A 20198-nucleotide genomic window follows, 5' to 3' on the forward strand; every position below is an offset into this window, starting at 1 on the left:
GTGCTCCTCCTCCGATGGATCCCGTTTCGAGCGTATCGCCGCGGGTGCGGGTCAGCCTGGGCCCGCCGGTCCCACCTAGGCTCGCCGCCGTGACCGGACGACGACTGCGCGCGGTGGCCGCGACCCCGCTGCCCGACGACCTCGCCGAGCGGATCCGGGAGGCGGAGCCGCGCCTCGACCTCGTCGTCGAGCAGGACCTCCTCCCGCCGATGCGGCACGCCGGCGACCACCAGGGCGACCCCGCATTCTCCCGGTCCGAGGCGGACGAGCGGCGGTTCCAGGAGCTGGTCGACTCGGCCGAGGTGCTCTACGGGATCCCGGACGAGCGCCCGTCGCACCTCGCGCGCACGATCCGCGCGAACGCCCGGCTGGAGTGGGTGCAGCTGATGCCCGCGGGCGGCGGCGCCCAGGTGAAGGCCGCGAAGCTGGAGCAGGACGAGCTCGAGCGGGTCCGCTTCACCACGACCGCCGGCGTGCACGCGGTGCCGCTCGCGGAGTGGTGCGAGTTCGGCCTGCTCGCCGGGTTCAAGACGCTGCCGCGGCTGCAGCAGCACCAGCGCGCGCACGAGTGGGCGGAATCGCGCTGGATGATGCGGCGCCTCGAGGACAGTCGCGTACTCGTCGTCGGCCTCGGCTCCATCGGGAAGGTCGTCGCGGACCGGCTCGCGCACCAGGGCGTGCACGTCGCCGGCACGAGCCGCCGCGACGTGCAGGTCGACGGGGTCGAGGAGGTCATCCACCCGCGCGACCTCGCGGCGCGCGTCGGCGAATTCGACGGCGTCGTCGTCACGCTGCCCGGCACGGACGAGACGCGGCACCTCGTGAGCGCCGACGTGCTCGCCGCCGTGAAGCCCGGCGTCACGATCGCGAACGTGGGTCGCGGCACGGTGATCGACCAGGAGGCGCTGGTCGCCGCGCTGCAGGACGGCCGCGTGGGCTTCGCGGCGCTCGACGTCACCGACCCCGAGCCGCTGCCGGAGGACTCCCCGCTCTGGGACCTGCCGAATGTGCTCCTCAGCCCGCACACCGCGGCGCTGTCGGACAAGGAGGACGCCCTGATCGCGGACCTCTTCGCCCGCAACGCGACCCGGTACCTCGACGGCGACGACCTGATCAACCCGGTCAACACCCGCGAGTTCTACTGACCCGTCGCTGATCTCGAGGCTCGCTGCGCTCGCACCTCGATCATCGGGTCGGCGCCCGTCCCCGCCGGTCGAGGTGCGGGCGCCGGCGACGGGCCCCACGGTCGGAGTTCCCGACCGAGGGACTCGAGACCACCACGGCCGCTCGCCCGGAGCGCTTCCGAGCCGGACCGACGAGGATGTCGCCATGGCAACGCCTCCGCTCGTGATCATGGGCGTCTCGGGCTCGGGCAAGACGACCGTCGCGCAGGAGCTCGCGCGCCGCATCGACGGCGCCGTGTTCATCGACGCGGACGACCTGCACCCCGCTGCGAACGTCGAGAAGATGCGGAACGGCATCGCGCTCACCGACGTCGACCGGGCGCCCTGGCTCGACGCGGTCGGGCGGGCGATGCGCGCCGCGACCCGGGCCGGCTCGACGCCGGTCATGGCCTGCTCCGCCCTGAGGCGCGCCTACCGCGAGCGGATCCTCGCCGAGGAGCCGGAGGCGTTCTTCGTGCTGCTCGACGTCGACCGCGCCGAGCTCCAGCGGCGGCTGAAGGCGCGCAAGCACCAATACATGCCGGCGTCGCTGCTCGACTCGCAGCTCGCGACCCTCGAGCGCCTGGTGCCGGGCGAGCCCGGCGTGATCGTCCCGATCACCGGCCCGGCCGGCGACGTCGAGGACACCGTGCTCGCGAAGGTGCTCCAGGCCCGCTGACCCGGCGTCGCCGCGCTCCGTCGCGCTCCATTCCTCCCGGTGACGCGCCCGGCTGCGGCCGGCGCCTCCCGCTCGTTAGCGTCGGGGCCGTGACCGTGATCGAGAGCATCGCGTGGACGGGCGCCGCGCTCCGCGTCGTGGACCAGCGGCGCGTGCCGGACGAGACCGTGCTGCTCGACCTCGCCGACGTCGACGCCGTGGTCGAGGCGATCGCGACGCTCGCGGTGCGCGGCGCGAACGTGATCGGCACCGCCGGCGCCTTCGGCTACGCGCTCGGCGTGCGCGCGGGGCTCGACCCGGTCGACGTCGCGGCGCGCGTGGTCGCCGCCCGGCCGACCGCGGTGAACCTCCGCGTCGGGGTCGACCTCGCCCACGCGGCCCGGCTCGCAGGCGACGACCCGCTCGACGTCGCGGTCCGGCTGCTCGAGGAGGACCGCGCGGCGTGCGCCGCGATCGGCGAGCTCGGGCGCGCGGCGCTGGCCGGCGCCTCCCGGATCCTCACGCACTGCAACACCGGCGTGCTCGCCACGACCGGGCGCGGCACCGCGCTCGGGATCGTCTACGCCAAGGCCGCGGCGGGGGAGCCGGTGGAGGTGCTCGCCACCGAGACGCGGCCGCTGCGGCAGGGCGCGCGCCTCACCGTCTGGGAGCTGCAGCAGGCGGGGATCCCCGTGACGCTGCTCGTGGACTCGGCGGCGGCCGCGGCGCTCGCGACGGGCCGGGTCGACGCCGTCGTCGTCGGCGCGGACCGGATCGCGGCGAACGGGGACACCGCGAACAAGATCGGCACCCTCGCCCTCGCGATCGCCGCGCGGCACGCCGGCGTCCCCTTCTACGTCGCGGCGACCTGGAACGCGGTCGACCCCGGCACGCCGACCGGCGCCGCGATCCCGATCGAGGAGCGCGACGCGAGCGAGGTGCTCGGCACCGGGCCCGGAGCGCCGGCCGCTGGCACCGCGGTCTGGAACCCCGCCTTCGACGTCACGCCGGCCGACCTCGTCACCGGCATCGTGACCGAGCGCGGCGTCCTGCGGGCGCCCTTCGGCCCGGCGATCGCGGAGCTCGCGCGATGACCGTCCGCGCGGTCTACGCGCTCACCGGCGACGTCCGGGACGCCAGGGTCAGGGCGGAGGCGCTCGCGGTCGAGCAGAGCCACGAGTTCCCGCCCGAGCTGGCGCCGGCGAAGGCCGCGCCCTCCCGCGCGCACGTGGTCGAGGTGGCGGAGCAGGGGCCGGACCTGGCGCTCGCGACCATCGCGTTCCCGGACGAGCTCGCGGGCGCCGAGCTGACCCAGCTGCTCGTGATGGTGTTCGGCAACTGCGCGCTGCTGCCCGCCGTGCGGCTGGTCGGCCTCGACGTGCCGGAGGCGCTCGGGGCCGCGGTCGGCGGCGGACCCGCGCTCGGCGTCGCCGGGGTGCGGCGCGCGCTCGGCGTGGCCGAGCGGCCGATCCTCGCGACCGCGCTGAAGCCCGTCGGGCTGCCGACCGAGGACCTCGCCGCGCTCGGCCGCGCCTTCGCGGACGGCGGCATCGACCTGATCAAGGACGACCAGGGCCTCGGGGACCAGCACTGGGCGCCCTACGCCGAGCGGGTGCCGCGCATCGCCGAGGCGGTCGCCGCCGGCAACGCGGCCTCGGGGCACGCGGCCCGCTACCTCCCGTGCTTCGACGCCCCGCCGGAGCACGTGGAGGCGCGCCTGCGGATCGCGCTCGACGCGGGCGCGGGCGGCCTGCTCATCGTGCCGGGCGTCGGCGGGCTGCCCCTGCTGCGCTGGCTGGCCCGGAACACCCCGGACGACTTCGTGCTGATGGCGCACCCGGCGCTGCTCGGCGCGCTCGCGGTCTCGCCGACGGCCGGCATCGCGCCGGACGTGCTCTACGGGTCGCTGCTGCGCCTCGCCGGCGCGGACGTCGCGATCTTCCCCTCCGCCGGCGGCCGGTTCAGCTTCACGCCGGAGGAGTGCCGCGCGATCGCCGACGGCTGCGCGCGCCCCTTCGCGGGGCTCGCGCCCTCCCTCCCTGCGCCGGGAGGCGGCATGCGCCCGGACCGGGTGCCGGAGCTCGTCGACCTCTACGGCCCCGACGTCGCGCTGCTCATCGGCGGCGAGCTGCACCGCGACGGCGACCCGAGGGGCGCGGCCGAGCGCTTCCGCGCCCTCGTCGAGCAGGCCGCCTGATCCCGGGTGGCCTCGGCGCGGGCGCGGCTCAGCGGCGGACGAAGTCCGCGACCGCCGGATCCGCAGTCAGTGCCGCGAACTCGTCGTCCGTCGGCAGCGCGGGTCGGTCGCGGTCGAGCGGCACGATGCACTGGAATCCGAGCGGCTCGTCACCGGTCGCGCGGAACTGGTGCCACGCCCAGGCGGGCACGAACACGAGGTCGTGCGGCGCGAGCGGGATCACCCGGTCCTCGACGAGGCATGCCCCGGAGCCGCGGAGCACGACCACCTGGTGCGTGTGCCCGTGGTGCTCGAGCGTGCTCCAGCCGCCCGGCGCGACCTCGAAGTAGCGCACCTCCACGGCCTGCCCGTCGCCGGCCCCGAACAGCACGCGGCGGGTGACCCCGCGGAAGGTCGTGTCGTGCTCCTTGTAGGCGAGCTCGTCCACGCCCTCCCACCGGAACGGCTCGGGCTGCCCGCGATGGGCGTCGGTCGTCGCGCGGAGGTCGCTCACCCGGCCATCCTCCCGCCTGACCGGGAGGATCGCGCCTCGGTTCTCCGCTATAGTCGACGGCTGGACTTCGGCGAGGGTCGCGGCGTGCTGCCGCGGCCGTGATCGACGCAGCAGGCCCGCACCCGGGCCGTTGCGGCACCGCCGACCGTATCGACCGGGTCGCCCTGCGGCCCCGTGTGGAGGGACCAGCATGGCTGAGCAGATCAGCGCGGAGACGCGCACCGCCTTCGGCAAGGGCGCGGCCCGCAAGCTGCGCGCCGCCGGCCGCATCCCGGCCGTCGTGTACGGCCACGGCACCGACCCGGTGCACATCTCGCTGCCCGCGCACGAGACGGCCCTCATCATCCGTCGCGCGAACGCGGTGCTCGACCTCGCCCTGCCGACCGGCAGCCAGCTCGCGCTGGTCAAGGACGTGCAGAAGGACCCGGTGCGCCAGATCATCGAGCACCTGGACCTGATCCTCGTCCGCACGGGCGAGCTCGTCGAGGTCGAGGTGCCGGTCGTGCTCGAGGGCGAGGCCGCGCCGGGCACCGTCGCGAACCTCGACTCGCAGACGCTGCTGCTCAAGGTCTCGGCGACCGCGATCCCGCAGAACCTCGTCGTGAACATCGAGGGCGCCGAGGACGGCACCCAGATCACCGCCGCGGACGTCCAGCTGCCGGAGGGCGCCGAGCTCGCGGGCGATCCCGCGCTGCTGATCGTCGGCGTCGCGAACTCGCAGTCGGAGCAGTCCCTCGAGGACGCGACCGCCGGTGAGGACGCGCCCGCCGAGGGCGACGTCGTCGCGAGCGAGTCCTGATCCTCCGGGTCTGACGCCGATGCCCGACGACGCCTGGCTCGTCGTCGGGCTCGGCAACCCCGGCCCGCAGTACGCGGGCAACCGCCACAACGTCGGCCGCATGGTGGTCGACGAGCTCGCCTCCCGATTCGGCGCCCGCTTCACCCGGCACAAGACGGGGGCGGGCGTCGCGGAGGGGCGGGACCGGCCCGGCGGCACGCGCTTCGTGCTCGCCGCGCCGCAGACGTACATGAACGAGTCGGGCCGCCCCGTCGGCGCGCTCGCGAAGTTCTACTCGCTGCCCGCCGAGCGCATCATCGTCGTCCACGACGAGCTCGACATCCCGTTCGGCGACCTCCGGCTGAAGACCGGCGGCGGCCACGGCGGCCACAACGGCGTCCGCGACATCGCCGCCGTGCTCGGCACCCCGGACTTCCCGCGCGTCCGTGTCGGCATCGGGCGCCCGCCCGGCCGGCAGCCCGCCGCCGACTTCGTGCTGAAGGACTTCACGCCGACGGAGCGCAAGGAGCTGCCGCTGCTCGTCGGCGACGCGGCCGACGCGGTGATCGACCTCGCGGACCTCGGCCTGGACCCGGCGCAGCAGCGCTGGAACGCGCCGCGCGCCTCCCGCTGACCCCGCTTCCGTTTTGAAGGAGTTCTCGCGCGATCCGCCCGAGACCTCCTTCAAAACGGACATGGGGTAGACCTGTGCCGTGGCGACGGAGCGCATCGCGATCGTGACCGGTGGCGGCAGCGGGATCGGCGCCGCGTGCGCGACCGCGCTGGCGGAGGCGGGCTGGACCGTCGCGGTCGTCGGCCGCCGCGCCGAGCCCCTGGAGGCGCTCGCGGAGCGGGTTCCTGGCGTCCACGCGTTCCCGGGCGACGTCACCGACGAGGCGTCGGTCGACGCCGTGTTCGGCGCCGTCGTGGCGCGCTTCGGCCGGCTCGACCTGCTGTTCAACAACGCGGGCCGCGGCGGCAGCCCCGTCGAGATCGACGAGGTCGACCTCGACGAGTGGCGGGAGGTCGTCGACCTCAACGTGACGGGCACGTTCCTCTGCACCCGGGCCGCGTTCCGGGAGATGCGCGCGCAGGACCCGCAGGGCGGCCGGATCGTGAACAACGGCTCGATATCCGCGCAGGTGCCGCGCCCGCTGTCGATCGCCTACACCGCGACGAAGCACGCCGTCACCGGGATGACCCGCTCGACCTCCCTCGACGGCCGCCGGTTCGGCATCACCTGCGGCCAGATCGACATCGGCAACGCCGCGACCGACATGACGGCCCGGATGTCGTCCGGGGTGCTGCAGGCGGACTTCGAGCAGCGGCCGGAGCCGACGTTCTCGGTCGAGGACGTCGGCGCGACGCTCCTCTACATGGCCTCCCTCCCGCCGTCCGCGACCGTGCAGTGGCTCACCGTCGCCGCGACCGGCATGCCGTTCATCGGCCGCGGATGAGCGGCCCGTACCCGGTCGGCGCGACCGCCGCCGCGTGGGACCGCGACCGCACGGTGATCCGCTTCCCGGACCCGGCGATCGTCGTGGTCGACGAGCGCTTCCGCGACCTCGTGCCGTACCAGGAGGTCGTCGAGCGGCTCTGGACGGGCGGCCGGTGGCTCGAGGGCCCGGTCTGGTTCGGCGACCGCGGCGAGCTGCTCGTCAGCGACATCCCGAACGACCGCATCCTCCGCTGGTCGGCCTCCACCGGCGCCGTCGACGAGTACCGCCGCCCGTCGAACAACGCGAACGGCAACACCCGCGACCGGCAGGGCCGCCTCGTCACGTGCGAGCACCTCACCCGCCGCATCACGCGCACCGAGTACGACGGATCGATCACCGTGCTGCTCGACCGATTCGACGGGCGCCCGCTCAACGCGCCGAACGACGTCGTGACGAGTCGCGACGGCGCGGTCTGGTTCACCGACCCCGGCTGGGGCATCACGAGCATGTACGAGGGGGAGCGGGCGGAGGAGGAGCTGCCGCGCGCCGTGTACCGCATCGACCCGGTCACGGGCGAGGCGGAGGCGGTCGTCACCGACATGGACCGGCCGAACGGCATCGCGTTCTCGCCCGACGAGTCCGTGCTCTACGTCGTCGACACGCATGTGCGCGCCTACGAGATGGTCGACGGCCGCCCGCGGAACGGCCGCTGGGTGATCGACATGGGGCACGGCACCTCGGACGGCATCCGCGTCGACGTGCACGGCAACGTGTGGGCGGCCGCGGGGCGCGGCGGCGACGGCTACGACGGCGTGCACTGCTTCGCGCCGGACGGCACGCTGCTCGGGATGATCCTCACGCCGGAGGCGGTCGCGAACGTCTGCTTCGGCGGCCCGAAGCGCAACCGGCTCTTCATCGCCGCCTCCCGCTCGCTCTACGCCGTGTTCGTCGAGACGCAGGGCTGCGCGGGCGCCTGAGCCGAGCGCACAGCCCGCTGCTGGTACTGGTTGGGCATGGACGGACGCCGGGCCCTCGCGCTCGACATCGGCGCGACGAAGCTCGCGGTCGCCCTCGTCGACGAGCGCGGCGCGGTGGTGCGGGCGGATCGGGTCCCGACCGGGCGGGAGGACGGGCCGGACGCGGTGATCGGCCGCCTGCTCGACCTCGCGGAGCGCGTGCGCGGGGACGACCGGATCGCCGCCGTCGGCGTCGCCTGCGGCGGCCCGCTCGACGCGCACGCCGGGGTCCTGCTCGGCCCCCTCCACCTGCCCGGCTGGGACCACGTGGAGATCGTCCGGATCGCGGAGGAGCGGCTCGGCGCGCCCGCCCTCCTCGTGAACGACGCGTCTGCCGGGGCGTGGGGCGAGCTCCGCGCCGGCGCGGCGGCCGACGCCGGCTCGGCCGTCTACCTCACCGTCTCCAGCGGCCTCGGCGGCGGGGCCGTGCTCGACGGGCGCCTGCTCGCCGGCGCGACGACGAACGGGGGCGAGCTCGGGCACGTGTGCGTCCGGCCCGGCGGCCGGCGCTGCACCTGCGGCCGGCTCGGCTGCGCGGAGGCGTACGCGGCCGGCACCCAGCTCGTCGAGCGGGTCCGGGAGGCGCTCGCGGAGGGGCGCGACTCCGTCCTCGCCGACGGGCCGGCGCTCGACGCCGAGGCGGTGGTCCGGGCCGCGGCGGAGGGCGACGCCCTGGCCGGCGAGCTCTGGACCGAGGCGCTCGCCTGCCTGGGCCAGCTCGCCACCGACCTCACCAACGTCTTCGAGCCGGAGGTCGTCGTGCTCGACGGCGGCCTCGGCCGCCTGGACGCCGTGCTCGACGCGGTCCGCCACGCGGTCGAGCTGAACGCGATGGCGCCGATCCGTCGCGCGGTCCGCGTCGAGCGGGCCGCGCTCGACGGCGCCGCCCCGGCCGTCGGCGCCGCGCTGCTCGCGCTGGAGCGCGTCGCATGAGCGACCCCGGCGCGCTGCCGCCCGACGAGGAGGCCCCGCTCGCGAACGCGCCGCAGCGCTTCGAGCCGCGCGACGTGCCCGCGGCGCCGCGGCCCGCGGCCTCCCCGGACCGGGTCGTGCACCTCGTCGGCAACGCCCACCTCGACGTCGTCTGGCTGTGGCCGTGGCAGGAGGGCTACCAGGAGGCGCGGGCGACCTTCCGCAGCGTGCTCGACCGGATGGACGAGTACCCCGACTTCGTCTTCACCTGCGACCAGGTCGTGCTGCTGTCGTGGGTGGAGGAGCAGGACCCGGCCCTGTTCGAGCGCATCCGCGCGCGGGTCGCGGAGGGCCGCTGGGTGAACACCGGCGGCTGGTGGGTCGAGCCGGACTGCAACATCCCGACGGGCGAGTCCTTCGTCCGCCAGGGCCTGTTCGGGCAGCGCTTCCTCCGCAGCCGGTTCGGCCGGGCGGCCACGGTCGGCATGAACGTCGACCCGTTCGGGCACGCGGCGACGCTGCCGCAGGTGCTCGCCGGGCAGGGGATGGACGCCTACTGCTTCCTCCGCCCGATGGCGCACGAGCTGCCGCTGCCGAGCCCGCTGTTCCGCTGGCGGGCGCCCGACGGCACGGCGGTGCTCGCCTTCCGCATCCCGTTCGAGTACCAGTCGAGCCGGGAGACGGTGGACCGGCACATCGAGAAGTCCCTCGCGGAGCGCGGCGAGCGGCTGCCGGAGACGATGGTCTTCTTCGGCGTCGGCAACCACGGCGGCGGCCCGACGATCCGGCAGATCGAGACGGTGCACCGGTTCGACCGGATGGGCACCTTCGGCGCGCTGCCGCTCTCCGACCCCGAGCGCTACTTCGCCCGAGTGCGGGCCCTCGACCCGGAGCTGCCGGTCGTCGACGGCGAGCTGCAGCACCACGCGCCCGGCTGCTACTCCGCGCACTCCGGGGTGAAGCGGTGGCAGCGCCGCGCCCAGACGGCGCTGCTCGTCGCCGAGCGATGGGCGGCCGTGGCCGGCGTCGTGCTCGGCGACGCGGTGCCGCGCGAGGACCTCGAGCGGGCGTGGAAGCAGGTGCTGTTCAACCAGGCGCACGACATCCTCCCCGGCTCGGCGATCGAGGCCGCGTTCGAGGACGCGCGCGACCAACTGGGGGAGGCGGTCTCGATCGCCAAGCGGATCACCGCGAAGGCGCAGAACCGGCTCGCCGCGACCGTCGACGTGCCGCTCGACCCCGCGACGCAGCCCGTGCTCGTCTTCAACCCGCACCCCTGGCCCGTGGAGGCGACCGTCGAGCTGCAGCTCGGCGCAGGGCTCGAGGTCGATCCGCAGCGCGTGACGACCGGCGCGGGGGAGCGCGTGCCGAGCCAGACGGTGCCCCCGCAGGCGTCGGTGGGGCGGCGGCCCGGCGGGTCCGTCGCGTTCCGCGCGGCCCTGCCGCCGCTCGGCGTCGCGCGCTACGCCCTGCACGCGGCGACCGGGGCCGCCTTCGCCGCCGGCGCGGTCGCGAACCAGGCCGAGGGCCCGGCGGCGTCGCCCGTGCCCGCGCCGGCAGCGCCGCCCACGATGCTCACGCGCTCGGGCGGCCGCGTCGTGCTCGAGCACGACCTCCTGCGCGTCGAGCTCGACGAGGGGACCGGTTGGCTCACGGGCCTGCTCGACAAGCGGACCGGCGTCGACCTCGTCGCCGGCGCCCGCGGTCCGCACCTGCAGGTCTGCGAGGACCCGACGGACACGTGGGGCCACCGGGTCGTGAGCTACGCCTGGCCGGGCGCGGAGATGCCCGTGACCCGCGTGCTCGTGCGGGAGGACGGCCCCCTCCGGGCCCGCGTGCGCGTGGAGCACGCCTGGCACCGCTCGACGCTCAGCGAGGACTTCCTGCTGACCGCCGGCGACGACGCCCTCGAGGTCCGCGTCGAGCTCGACTGGCACGAGCCCGCGCACCTGCTGAAGTGGCGGGTGCCGGTCGCGCTCGACGACCCCCGCGGCCGCGTCGAGATCCCGTTCGGCTCCATCGAGCGCCGGGTGGACGGCGGCGAGGAGCCCGGCCAGTCGTGGATCGACCTGTCCCGGGTCGACGCGGGCCTCGCGGTGCTGAACGACGCGAAGCACGGGTACGACCTGTCGCCCGCGACCGAGGAGGCGTCGCCCAGCATCGGGATCACCGCCGTCCGCAGCCCGGTCTTCGCCTGGCACGACCCGACCGAGCTCGACCCGGAGGGGGTCCGGTCGCACCAGGACCTGGGGCTGCAGCGCTTCACGGTGCGACTCGTGCCGCACGGGCCGATCGACGTGCCGGACCTGCACCGCCGCGCCGCGGAGCTGACGATGCGCCCGCGCGCGATGCTCGAGGGCTTCCACGACGGCGTGCTCGGCGACCGGACCTCCTGGGTGGAGGCGGGCCCCGCGGCCGTGCAGGTGACGGCGGTGAAGACCGCGGAGGACGGCGACGACCTCGTGGTCCGCGCCGTGGAGACCTCGGGCCGGGCGACGGACGCGGTGATCGCGCTGCCGCTCGTCGGCGCGACGATCCGCGCGACCCTCCCGGCGCACGCGATCCGGACCTGGCGGGTGCGCCGGGGCGCCGAGCCGGTGCCGGTCGACCTGCTCGAGGAGCCGCTGCCGACCGAGGCCTGAGCGCCGATCTCGCAAGGGCGATCAGCCGAGCGGGACGCCCTTGCCGATGAAGAAGGGGACCGGGTTCACGGCGGTGCCGTTCAGGTGCACCTCGAGGTGGAGGTGGCAGCCGGTGGCGGCGCCGGTCTGACCGACGAGGCCGATGACCTGCCCGGCGGAGACCCGCTGCCCGGCCGAGACCAGGATCCGCGACTCGTGGGCGTAGCCGACCGCGACGCCGTCGCCGTGGTCGACGAGGATCCAGTTGCCGTAGGTGCCCCAGTAGGTGGCGGTCTTCACGACACCGGACGCCGCGGCGCGGATCGGGGCGCCGCAGCGCGCCACGATGTCCTGGCCGCGGTGGAAGAGGGCGACGCCCGGCACCGGCTGCTCCGGGCGGGGGCCGTACGGGTCGCCGAGGCGGCCGGCGACGGGGACGAGCCAGGCGGGCGCGGCCGCGACCGGCGCGGACCGGGTCGCCGCAGCAGCGCCGCTGATGCCGTCCGCGGAGGCGCCGTCGACCTCGACGCCGCCGACGGAGAGCTGCTGCACGTCGGCCGAGCCGTCCTCGATGCCGCCGACGGGCGGCGCGGCGAGGGCCTCGCTCGCGAAGGCGGGGAGGCCCCAGAGCACGGCCAGCGCGAAGACGGCGAGCATCGAGACGGCGCCCCGGGCGGTGCGGCGCCGGGGCCGCGCCTCCTCGACGGGCGGCGCGGACTCGTGCCGGGAGGACGGCACCGGGATGGCGACGGGGATCAGCTGCGAGAACGGCTGGACCGGCATCGGCTGCGCCCCGGTGGGCGTCGAGCCGGTCGGCGGGGTGACCGGCGGCTGCATCGGCGGCGCGGTGCGGAGGCGGGAGCGGACCGGCGCCTGCAGGGGACGGCCGGGGCCCTCCGGCTGCCGCACGCCGGGGCGGACGACCGGCGGGGTCTGGCGGACGACGGGGATGCGGGCCGTGCCGGTCGGGCCGCCCGAGGTCTCGCGGGTGCGGGCGACGGGGTGCTGCCCGGTCGCGGCGGTGCCCTCGGGGCGGGGTCGCGGGGTCGCCTGCCGCGGGTCCTGGCGCGGCGCGGCCGGACGCGGCGCGCGCAGATCCTGCGACGGGCGGGGCTGCGACGGGCGGGGCTGCGACGGGCGGGGCTGCTGCTGGCGCGGGTCCTGCGGCCGCTGCTGCCGCGTCTGCTGCTGCGGGTCGCGCTGCTGCGCGGTGCCGGGCTGCTGCGGGATGCGGGGGCCGCGGAGCTCGCGCGGGGCCTCCCAGGTCGGGCGTCGTCGGGGGTCCGGCGTCCAGCCGGTCCCCGTCACGTCCTCGTCCCCGTGCAGCACGAGCCCCTTCCCCCGGGGCCGGGAGGCGTCCCGACCGCGGACGAACGTAGGCACCCCCGGAACAGGGGGTGCGGAGGCGCGGGCGCGTGTCGCGGGACACGCGGCGCGGATCCGGCGTGTTCTTCCGGTGGATGGAAAAGCGGGATCCGGGGCTTGCGGAGCACCGTCAGAGCAGCGGTCGCAGCTCCGCGTGGGCCCAGCTCGCGAGCGTAGTCGGCGTCGACGAGACGACGTCCCGAGGCTGCTCCGGTCGGTGCCCGTCGCGCAGGAAGGTCGACATGCCGAGGACGGACTCGACCCGCGCGCCCGTCATGCCGATCGCTCGCAGGGCGGCCCGCTGCTCGTCGTCCTCGATCCTCGTGACCGCGAGCGAGCGTCCCGTGGCGGCCGCGACGATTTGCACCGCGTCCGCCCACGAGAGGTCGGCCGGACCGAGGATGCCCTGCACGACCCGGCCCGACCAGTCGCCCGCGAGCCGGCCGGCGGCGACCTCGGCGATGTCCGCCGGTGCGACCCAGGGGAAGGCGAGGTCGAGCGGGAGCACGGTCTCGAGCGTCCCGGACCGCACCGCGTCGAGGTCGAAGGTCAGGTTCGTGAAGAAGTGGCCGCAGCGGAGGTGCGCGACGTCGGCGCCCGTCGCATCGAGCGCGACCTCGGTCGCCGCCAGCCCGTCGATCTCGCCCGCTCCCTCCCGCAGCTCGGCGCCGATGCTGCTCTGGAGCACGACGCGGGGGATGCGGTTCGCCATCACCGCGGCCGCGACGGCGTCGGTCGCCTTCGCGTACGAGACGAGCGGGTCCTCCTCCGGCGTCGTGGGGTCGACCCAGTAGAGGGCGTCGAGCCCGGCCGTCGCGGCGGTCGTGCGCCGGGGGTCCCGCTGGTCGATCACGACGGCGTCGACGAACGGGCGCACGGCCGGGTCGAGACGGTCCGGATCGCGGACGAGGGCGACGGGGCGGTGCCCGGCTCGCACCAGCGAGCGGAGGAGCAGCCGGCCGACCGTGCCCGTCGGCGTCGTCACCCCGATGCGCATGCCGTCAGCGTCGCCCGGGCCTCGGACAGTCGGTCGAGCGCCTCAGCCACGCCGCTTCTTGAGAACCGTTCTTCCTGCTGAAGCCCGTCTTTCAACCGCGAGCCACTGTCGGTGGGCCATGGTTGCATGCGTGCGTGACGGCGACACCGGACCTGGCACTCGCGCTCGACGCGCTGCGCGCCGTCGGGTCGCGCGTGCACACCGCGACGGACGACGAGCTGCTCGCCGACGGCGCCGTGATCGAGGAGCTCGGCCGGCTCGTCGACGCACATCGGCTCGACTTCGCCGCCGAGGTCGAGCGCCGCACGGTCTCGCCCGACGGCGGCCTGCCGCTCGCGCGACGGGAGGGCGCCCGCGACGCGGTCGACCTCGTGGCGCACCTCGCCCGGATCGGGCGGCCCGCCGCGAAGCAGCGCATCGGGCTGGGCGCGGCGCTCGCGCCCGAGGTGTCGCTGCGCGGCGACCTCCTCCCCGGCCGGTTCGGCGTGCTCGCCGACGCCGTGCGGGCGGGCGAGGTGGGCGTCGAGTCCGCGCGGGTCGTGGTGACGAAGCTGCTCCACCTCCGCCCGCGGATCACCGCGGAGGAGTTCGCGGACGCCGTCGTCGTGCTCACCGACGCGGCGAAGGCGGAGGAGACCGAGGTCGTCCGCGACGTCGCCGAGGGCCTAGCGCTGCTGCTCGACCCCGACGGCGCCGAGCCCACCGAGCGCAACCAGCGGTTCCAGCGGGCCTTCGCCCTCGGCCGCACGCGGGCGGACGGCATGACCGCCGCGCGCCTGCTCCTCACGCCCGAGCACCTCGCGGTCGTGAAGGAGCTGCTCGAGTCCCAGCGACGGGGCGTCCCGCTGCTCCGCACGGCGGCCGGCGGCGGGCAGGACGGCGACGGTCTCGATCCGGAGTGGCGCGAGAGCCTTCCGGCGGAGGGCGACGAGCCCCGCAGCCGTGCCCAGCAGGACTACGACACGGTCCTCGGCGCGATCGAGTCCGGCGTCCGGGCCGAGCAGTCCGCGGCGGTGACCCACGAGGTCGTCGTCCACGTCGCCGCCGACGACCTCGAGGCCCGACGCGGGCAGGGCTGGACCTCCGGCGTGCTCGCCGGCATCCCGATCCCGGTGATCGAGCGGCGGGCGTGCGGCGGTGGCGTCCGCCTCCTCGTCACCGGCGCCCACGGCGAGCCCCTGCACCTGTCCCGGTCGAAGCGGGTCTTCACGGCGGCGCAGAAGAAGGCGCTCACCGCCCGCGCGGGCGGCCGGTGCGAGTTCCCCGGCTGCATCACCCCGGCGCCGTACCTGGAGGCGCACCACGTCGCGTGGTTCCACCGCGACGGCGGCAGGACGGACGTCGGCAACGGCGTGATGCTCTGCAGCCATCACCACCACCTGATCCACGCGCCGTGGGGCCGGGTCGAGATCCGGCGCTGGCGGAACGAGCTCTGGTTCGTGCCGAAGCGGTGGCAGGGCGACCCGCTCCCGGAGCACCGCCGGCAGCCCGGCCCGTTCGTCGACCCCCGGCTCGCGCGACGACGACGCGAGCACGATCCGGGGCCGCGCGCGGCCTGAGTACTTGAGACACGAGGTGAGCGACATGTCGAACGCGCGCACGATTCACAACGTCGGCATGCTGTGGTCAGTTGTTCTCGGGTGGCTCCTCGTCATCCCCGATTCCGAGGTCGGTTTCGCGATCTGCGTTTCTCCGCAATGCACGAATCTGTACCGCGCGCTGCTCGCCGAACTGAGTGAGTGTCCAATAAGTTCCGTTGTCCGCGACGCTTCGCTTTCGTCTGCTCTCTTCGATCAGGCCAGTGGCCTTGAGTTGAATCAGAACCGTTCCAAAGTCGTCGTTGCTCAGCTCCACTGAGATTCCACTGGTTGTTGGGTCTTCGGGAAGCTTGAGCTTCGCCTCGCGCGCGCGTTCAAGCACGGTCGTCTCGATTGCAGGGAAGTTGTCAACGAGGAAGGATGTATTCAGCGTCTCCTTCATCGCTTCCGCCTCGGCTTCAATCAGTAGCGTGGGCCCGAGGTATCCAAAGATTTGATCCCAGGTAGTCGAGATTCGCAGCCACTTACCGACGTTGCGCAGTGTTCTGTCGGTCTGTCGCACCGAACCTCGTGCAGACACGGGGACCGTCACTTTGTCTTCGCCCTGCGCCAGATCCTCGATACCGGCTGGAGGCGAAGATCGCGCCGCTGACAGCACGGCTTCCAGTTCAGCAATACGCTCGCGCGCCTTCGCTAATTCGGCAAGCGTCTCCTTCGATGCGGCTGCGTCAGCGCGAAGCCATCCGATTCCGGGCGCCTGCCGCGTGAATCGGTTGAAACTAACCGCAACCTGACCCTGAAGTTGCTCCGCGCCGGTCCAGAACTTGACATGCTTGGAGCGTTCAACCTTGGCGCGAAAGCGAGCCAACCGCTCCTGCATGTCCTCCTTCTTCTCCGACTTCTCTACGGTGAGAAGTGCTGGGGCCCCATGGAGAAACGCCATAACCGGCTTCTTGGTCGCGACGGCATAGTCGTACTCCTTCTCCGTGAAGCTGAGATCGCTCACGGGGTCAAGTGAGCCGTACTTGCCGCCCATGACCAAGATGTAGTAGTCGGAGTCATCGATGACCTGCTGAATCAGCGTCCAGGCGTCATCGTCGGTCGCAGGGAAGAGTTCCATCCCAGCTGGGAACGCATCTGAGTCAAGGAGTGTGGATATGACCGCTTGGCGTTCTTCCCTCAGGTCGAGGTACGTCGAGCTCACGAATACCTGATACCGCTTCTCGGCCGAATTTGCCCTTGCCACGTCTCGCCCCCTTGCGAACGCTGAACGCGCTCGTCTCGACTTGCAGCAACAACTTAACCCGCGAACGCCTATCAAAGGAGAGCCTGACGTCGGCCCGACTGCGTCCCACTGGCGAGCCGCTGGCGGCGTGCGTGTCGGGGTCTTGGGCAGAGATGGCGCAACTCGCTCACCGCGCAGTCAACGAGTCGCTGCCGCTGCCGCTACGACCGTCGGAGGGCTCGAGGTCAACTCCCGCCAATTCCCGATTGGGCCGCGGTCGAGACCTCGGCTCGATCAGTGCGCGAACATGCCCCCGTCGGCGAGGAACACCTTGCCGGTCAGGTAGGCGTTCGTGAGCATCGCCATCGCGAGCTCGCCCACCTCCTCCGGCTGCCCGATCCGGTCGACGGGGATCGCGGAGGCGTCGAGGTCGTCGGGCACCATGCCGCTCGCGACGAGCGCAGGCGCGATCGCGTTGACGGTCACGCCGTCCTTCGCCGTGCGCTTCGCGAGCCACTGGAGCATGCCGTGCAGCCCCGACTTGCTCGCGGCGTAGTGCGGGCCGACCATCCCGCCGGTGAACGCCGCGACGGAGGAGACGAACAGGACCCGGCCGAACCGCCGCTCCACCATGCCCGGCACCGCTCGCTGCGCGAGGAGGAAGGGCGCCGTCAGGTTCACGGCGATCGTCCGAGACCAGTCGTCGAAGGACAGGTCCTCGACCGCCTGCACCGGCAGGTTCACGCCCGCGGTCGGCACGAGCACGTCGACGGGGCCGAGCTCGCGCTCCACGGCGTCGACCAGGCCGCCCGCCTGCGCGGGATCCGCGAGATCGGCCTGCAGCACCGCGGCGCGGACACCGTGCTCCCGCACGCGGTCCGCCACCCCGCGCGCCGCCGCCTCGTTCCCCGACCAGTGGACGGCGACGTCGCAGCCGGCGGCCGCGAGCCGGACCGCGAGGTCCGAGCCGATGCCGCCGGAGGCGCCGGTGACGAGGGCGACCCTGCCGCGCAGATCCGTGCTCACGCCGCGACGACCGCGAGCTCGTCGAGCGCCGCGCGCGCCTCGGCGAGGAACGAGTACGGGATCTTCGTGCCGAGCACGTCCCGGTACTCGGTCCGCCCGGTGCCCGCCCAGAGCACGGCGTCGCCGGGGCCAGTCATCCCGATGGCGATGCGGATGGCCGTGCTCGGATCGGGCACGTCGAGCACCTCCGCACGGCGCGCCGAAGCCGCGCCGGTGAGGAGGGAGGCGCGGATCGCCTCCGGGTCCTCGAACCGGCTGTGGTGATCGGTGATCAGCACCGCGTCGGCGAGCTCGCCCGCGACACGGCCCATGCCGAAGCGCTTGGAGCGGTCCCGGTCGCCGTCGGCGCCGAACAGCATCACGATCCGCCCGGGCGTCACCGCGCGGAGGGCCGCCAGCGACTTCACGAACGCGTCCGGCGTGTGCGCGACGTCGAGCAACACGTCCGGACCCCCGGGTGCGGACAGACGTTCGAGCCGCCCCGGGACCGCGGTGGCGAAGCCGTCGTCGCCGAGCGCGGCCTCGATGCGGCCGAGGTCGACGCCCGCCTCCACGAGCATCGCGACGGCGAGGGCCGCGTCCGACGCCGCGTGGTCGCCGAGCATCGCCACCCGGGTCGACAGCCTGCGCCCGTCCGGCGCGACGAGCCGGAAGGCGGTGCCGCCCTGCCGCCGCTGCGTGACGGCGACCCGCCAGTCGCCCGCGTCAGCGCCGATCGTCGTGACGGGCACGCCCGCTCGGGCCGCGAGCCGCGCGCCCCAGGGCGAGTCGAGCGACACGACGCCCCGGCGCGCGGCCTCCGGCTCGAACAGCGCGGCCTTCGCGGCGAAGTAGGCCTCCATGTCGCCGAAGTCGTCGAGGTGGTCGTGCGTGAGGTTCGTGAACCCGGCGACGTCGAACCGGACCCCGGCGACCCGGGCCCGCACGATCGCCTGCGCGCTGACCTCGACGGCGGCCGCGTCGACGCGGCGCTCCCGCATCACCGCGAGGAGCGCGTGCAGCTCGTCCGCCTCCGGCGTCGTCAGCCGACTCGCGACCCGCACCCCGTCGACCACGCGCTCCGCCGTCGTGCTGAGGGCGGTGCGCAGCCCGAGCCGGCGCAGCAGGTGCTCCACCAGCGTCGCGGTCGTGGTCTTGCCGTTCGTGCCGGTGACGCCGAGCAGCAGGGGCACGGCGTCCGCGGTGCGGAGGATCCAGGCGGCGGCCTCGCCGAGCATCCGGCGGGGGTCCCGGACCACGAGCACCGGGAGGTCGACCCCCGCGGCGAGGTCGGCGCCGGCCGCGTCCGTGAGCAGCGCGACCGCGCCCGCCTGCTGCGCGGCCCCGGCGTAGGCGGCGCCGTGCGCGCCCGCGCCCGGCAGGCCGACGAACAGGTCGCCGGGCCGCGCGTCCTGGCTGCGCAGCGTGACGCCGGTCACGAAGCGGCCGCGCGTCTCGCCGTGCACCGTCGCGCGGCAGTGCCGCGCGAGGGCGTCGAGGCGCCGCGGCGCGGGGCGGTCGGGTCGCAGCAGACCGGGGGTGAGCGTCATGGCGGTGGGCGCCGCGGGATCGGCACGGCGCTCGCACGCTAGGCGGCGACGGACCGTTGACCCCGGACAACGGCTGGGCAGGAGCGGTGGATCCGCCGGGAGGTCCGTGGCACCGGGCGCACCCGCAGCCGGCGGGGGCGGCTGGGAGCGTCTTCAGCGGGGGAGGAGGAGCGTGCGGGGCATGCGCATCGTGGGTCTGGAGGAGCACTTCGTCGTCCCCGAGCTGGTCGACGCCTGGCGCCGGCTGGCCGGCGGGGGCGAGGTCCACGGCGGCGGCGACGACCCGCTGTCCCGGCGCCTCCGCGACGTCGGCGAGGAGCGGATCGCCGCGATGGACGACCAGGGCGTCGACGTGCAGGTGCTCTCACTGACGAGCCCGGGGGTGCAGAACCTGGCCGCGGCGGACGCGGTGCCCGTGGCGCGCGAGGCGAACGACGCGCTCGCGGAGATCGTCGCCGCGCATCCCGACCGCTTCCAGGCGTTCGCCGCCGTGCCGACGCCCGACCCGGCCGCCGCCGCGGAGGAGCTCGAGCGCGCCGTCTCGACGCTCCGGTTCCGCGGCGCGCTCCTGAACGGGAGGACGGGCGACGTGAACGCCGACGACCGGCGCTTCGACGACCTGTACGGCGTCGCGGAGCGCCTCGGCGCCCCGCTCTACCTCCACCCGCAGACCCCGACGGCACCGGTGCGCGAGCAGTACTACTCGGGCTTCGGCGACGAGGTCGACGGCGCGTTCGCGAACCACGGCATCGGCTGGCACTACGAGACCGGCGTGCAGCTGCTGCGGATGGTGGTGGGCGGCGTCTTCGACCGGCACCCGGGGCTGCAGGTCGTCGTCGGGCACTGGGGCGAGGTCGTCCTGTTCTTCCTCGAGCGGTTCGAGGCGGGGATCGGCCGCACCGGCCTGCACCTCGAGCGGTCGATCGAGGAGGTGTTCCGGCAGAACGTCGGCGTGACGGGCAGCGGCATGCTGAGCGAGCGCTACCTGCGCTGGACCGCCGAGGTGATCGGCGTCGACCGCATCCTCTACTCGACCGACTACCCGTACGTGCCGACCGGCGACGGCCGGGCGCGGGCGTTCCTCGAGTCCGCGGCGGTGTCCGAGGAGGACCGCGCGTCGATCGCCTCCGGCGCCTGGGAGCGCCTCACCGGCCACCTCGCCTAGCGGGGCCCTCCGCTGCTGAACGGGCCGAGCGCTCGCGCGGATGTGCCGCGGATCACCCCGTCAGCGAACAGCGAGG

Annotated in this window: 18 protein-coding genes; 12 read left to right on the top strand and 6 right to left on the bottom strand. The window is 74.6% G+C overall.

Features of this window, described 5'->3' with window-relative positions:
- The first annotated feature begins 89 nt into the window (after positions 1-89).
- The 4 genes from D1781_RS05330 (at position 90) to D1781_RS05345 (ending at position 4018) form a co-directional block, all read left to right on the top strand.
- Entirely contained in the window at positions 90-1145 is a 1056-nt protein-coding gene (locus D1781_RS05330) for a D-2-hydroxyacid dehydrogenase (protein ID WP_233551018.1), read from the top strand.
- Positions 1146-1329: 184 nt separating this feature from the next.
- On the top strand, positions 1330-1842 hold the full coding sequence (locus D1781_RS05335) for a gluconokinase (protein ID WP_119481182.1): 513 nt from the start codon (positions 1330-1332) through the stop codon (positions 1840-1842).
- 89 nt (positions 1843-1931) lie between these two features.
- The gene (mtnA, locus tag D1781_RS05340; protein ID WP_233551019.1) at positions 1932-2915 is read left to right on the top strand and encodes an S-methyl-5-thioribose-1-phosphate isomerase; all 984 of its coding nucleotides are present in this window, start codon (positions 1932-1934) and stop codon (positions 2913-2915) included.
- Positions 2912-4018: a RuBisCO large subunit C-terminal-like domain-containing protein gene (locus tag D1781_RS05345; RefSeq protein WP_119481183.1), complete on the top strand. Its 1107-nt coding sequence runs from the start codon at positions 2912-2914 to the stop codon at positions 4016-4018. The genes mtnA and D1781_RS05345 overlap by 4 nt, the downstream gene beginning before the upstream one ends.
- Before the next feature lie 28 nt (positions 4019-4046).
- On the opposite strand, the gene D1781_RS05350 is transcribed toward D1781_RS05345, so the two are convergent.
- Entirely contained in the window at positions 4047-4511 is a 465-nt protein-coding gene (locus D1781_RS05350) for a cupin domain-containing protein (protein WP_233551021.1), read from the bottom strand.
- Between the two features lie 190 nt (positions 4512-4701).
- On the opposite strand from D1781_RS05350, the gene D1781_RS05355 reads away from it, so the two are divergent.
- From D1781_RS05355 to D1781_RS05380, 6 genes are all read left to right on the top strand, one after another.
- On the top strand, positions 4702-5310 hold the full coding sequence (locus D1781_RS05355; protein ID WP_119481185.1) for a 50S ribosomal protein L25/general stress protein Ctc: 609 nt from the start codon (positions 4702-4704) through the stop codon (positions 5308-5310).
- A gap of 19 nt (positions 5311-5329) precedes the next feature.
- Positions 5330-5923: an aminoacyl-tRNA hydrolase gene (pth, locus tag D1781_RS05360; protein ID WP_119481186.1), complete on the top strand. Its 594-nt coding sequence runs from the start codon at positions 5330-5332 to the stop codon at positions 5921-5923.
- A gap of 79 nt (positions 5924-6002) precedes the next feature.
- Positions 6003-6746 carry an SDR family oxidoreductase gene (locus tag D1781_RS05365; protein WP_119481187.1) on the top strand — a complete coding sequence of 248 codons (744 nt, stop codon included), beginning with the start codon at positions 6003-6005 and terminating at the stop codon, positions 6744-6746.
- On the top strand, positions 6743-7705 hold the full coding sequence (locus D1781_RS05370) for an SMP-30/gluconolactonase/LRE family protein (protein ID WP_119481188.1): 963 nt from the start codon (positions 6743-6745) through the stop codon (positions 7703-7705). The genes D1781_RS05365 and D1781_RS05370 overlap by 4 nt, the downstream gene beginning before the upstream one ends.
- A 36-nt stretch (positions 7706-7741) precedes the next feature.
- A complete protein-coding gene (locus tag D1781_RS05375; RefSeq protein ID WP_119481189.1) occupies positions 7742-8677 on the top strand; it encodes an ROK family protein in 936 nt (311 codons plus the stop codon).
- A complete protein-coding gene (locus D1781_RS05380) occupies positions 8674-11298 on the top strand; it encodes an alpha-mannosidase (protein WP_119481190.1) in 2625 nt (874 codons plus the stop codon). The genes D1781_RS05375 and D1781_RS05380 overlap by 4 nt, the downstream gene beginning before the upstream one ends.
- 21 nt (positions 11299-11319) lie before the next feature.
- Here the strand turns inward: D1781_RS05380 and D1781_RS05385 are convergent, their stop codons facing one another.
- Both D1781_RS05385 and D1781_RS05390 read right to left on the bottom strand, forming a co-directional pair.
- A complete protein-coding gene (locus D1781_RS05385) occupies positions 11320-12606 on the bottom strand; it encodes a M23 family metallopeptidase (protein WP_119481191.1) in 1287 nt (428 codons plus the stop codon).
- Positions 12607-12772: 166 nt separating this feature from the next.
- On the bottom strand, positions 12773-13639 hold the full coding sequence (locus D1781_RS05390; RefSeq protein WP_119481192.1) for an NAD(P)H-binding protein: 867 nt from the start codon (positions 13637-13639) through the stop codon (positions 12773-12775).
- 134 nt (positions 13640-13773) lie between these two features.
- On the opposite strand from D1781_RS05390, the gene D1781_RS05395 reads away from it, so the two are divergent.
- A complete protein-coding gene (locus D1781_RS05395; RefSeq protein ID WP_158590003.1) occupies positions 13774-15198 on the top strand; it encodes an HNH endonuclease signature motif containing protein in 1425 nt (474 codons plus the stop codon).
- A gap of 67 nt (positions 15199-15265) precedes the next feature.
- On the opposite strand, the gene D1781_RS05400 is transcribed toward D1781_RS05395, so the two are convergent.
- From D1781_RS05400 to D1781_RS05410, 3 genes are all read right to left on the bottom strand, one after another.
- Positions 15266-16381, bottom strand: a complete 1116-nt coding sequence (locus D1781_RS05400) for a DUF4062 domain-containing protein (RefSeq protein WP_158590004.1) — start codon at positions 16379-16381, stop codon at positions 15266-15268.
- A 315-nt stretch (positions 16382-16696) separates the two neighbouring features.
- Complete coding sequence (locus tag D1781_RS05405; protein WP_119481195.1) at positions 16697-17428, bottom strand: SDR family NAD(P)-dependent oxidoreductase; 732 nt, start codon at positions 17426-17428, stop codon at positions 16697-16699.
- Positions 17425-18957: a Mur ligase family protein gene (locus tag D1781_RS05410; RefSeq protein WP_119481196.1), complete on the bottom strand. Its 1533-nt coding sequence runs from the start codon at positions 18955-18957 to the stop codon at positions 17425-17427. Before D1781_RS05410 ends, D1781_RS05405 begins: the two co-directional genes overlap by 4 nt.
- A gap of 181 nt (positions 18958-19138) precedes the next feature.
- On the opposite strand from D1781_RS05410, the gene D1781_RS05415 reads away from it, so the two are divergent.
- Positions 19139-20122 (top strand): amidohydrolase family protein, encoded by a 984-nt coding sequence (locus tag D1781_RS05415; protein ID WP_119481197.1) that lies wholly within the window; start codon positions 19139-19141, stop codon positions 20120-20122.
- Positions 20123-20198 lie beyond the last annotated feature (76 nt).

The organism is Amnibacterium setariae, from assembly GCF_003581425.1.
GTDB classification, from domain to species: domain Bacteria; phylum Actinomycetota; class Actinomycetes; order Actinomycetales; family Microbacteriaceae; genus Amnibacterium; species Amnibacterium setariae.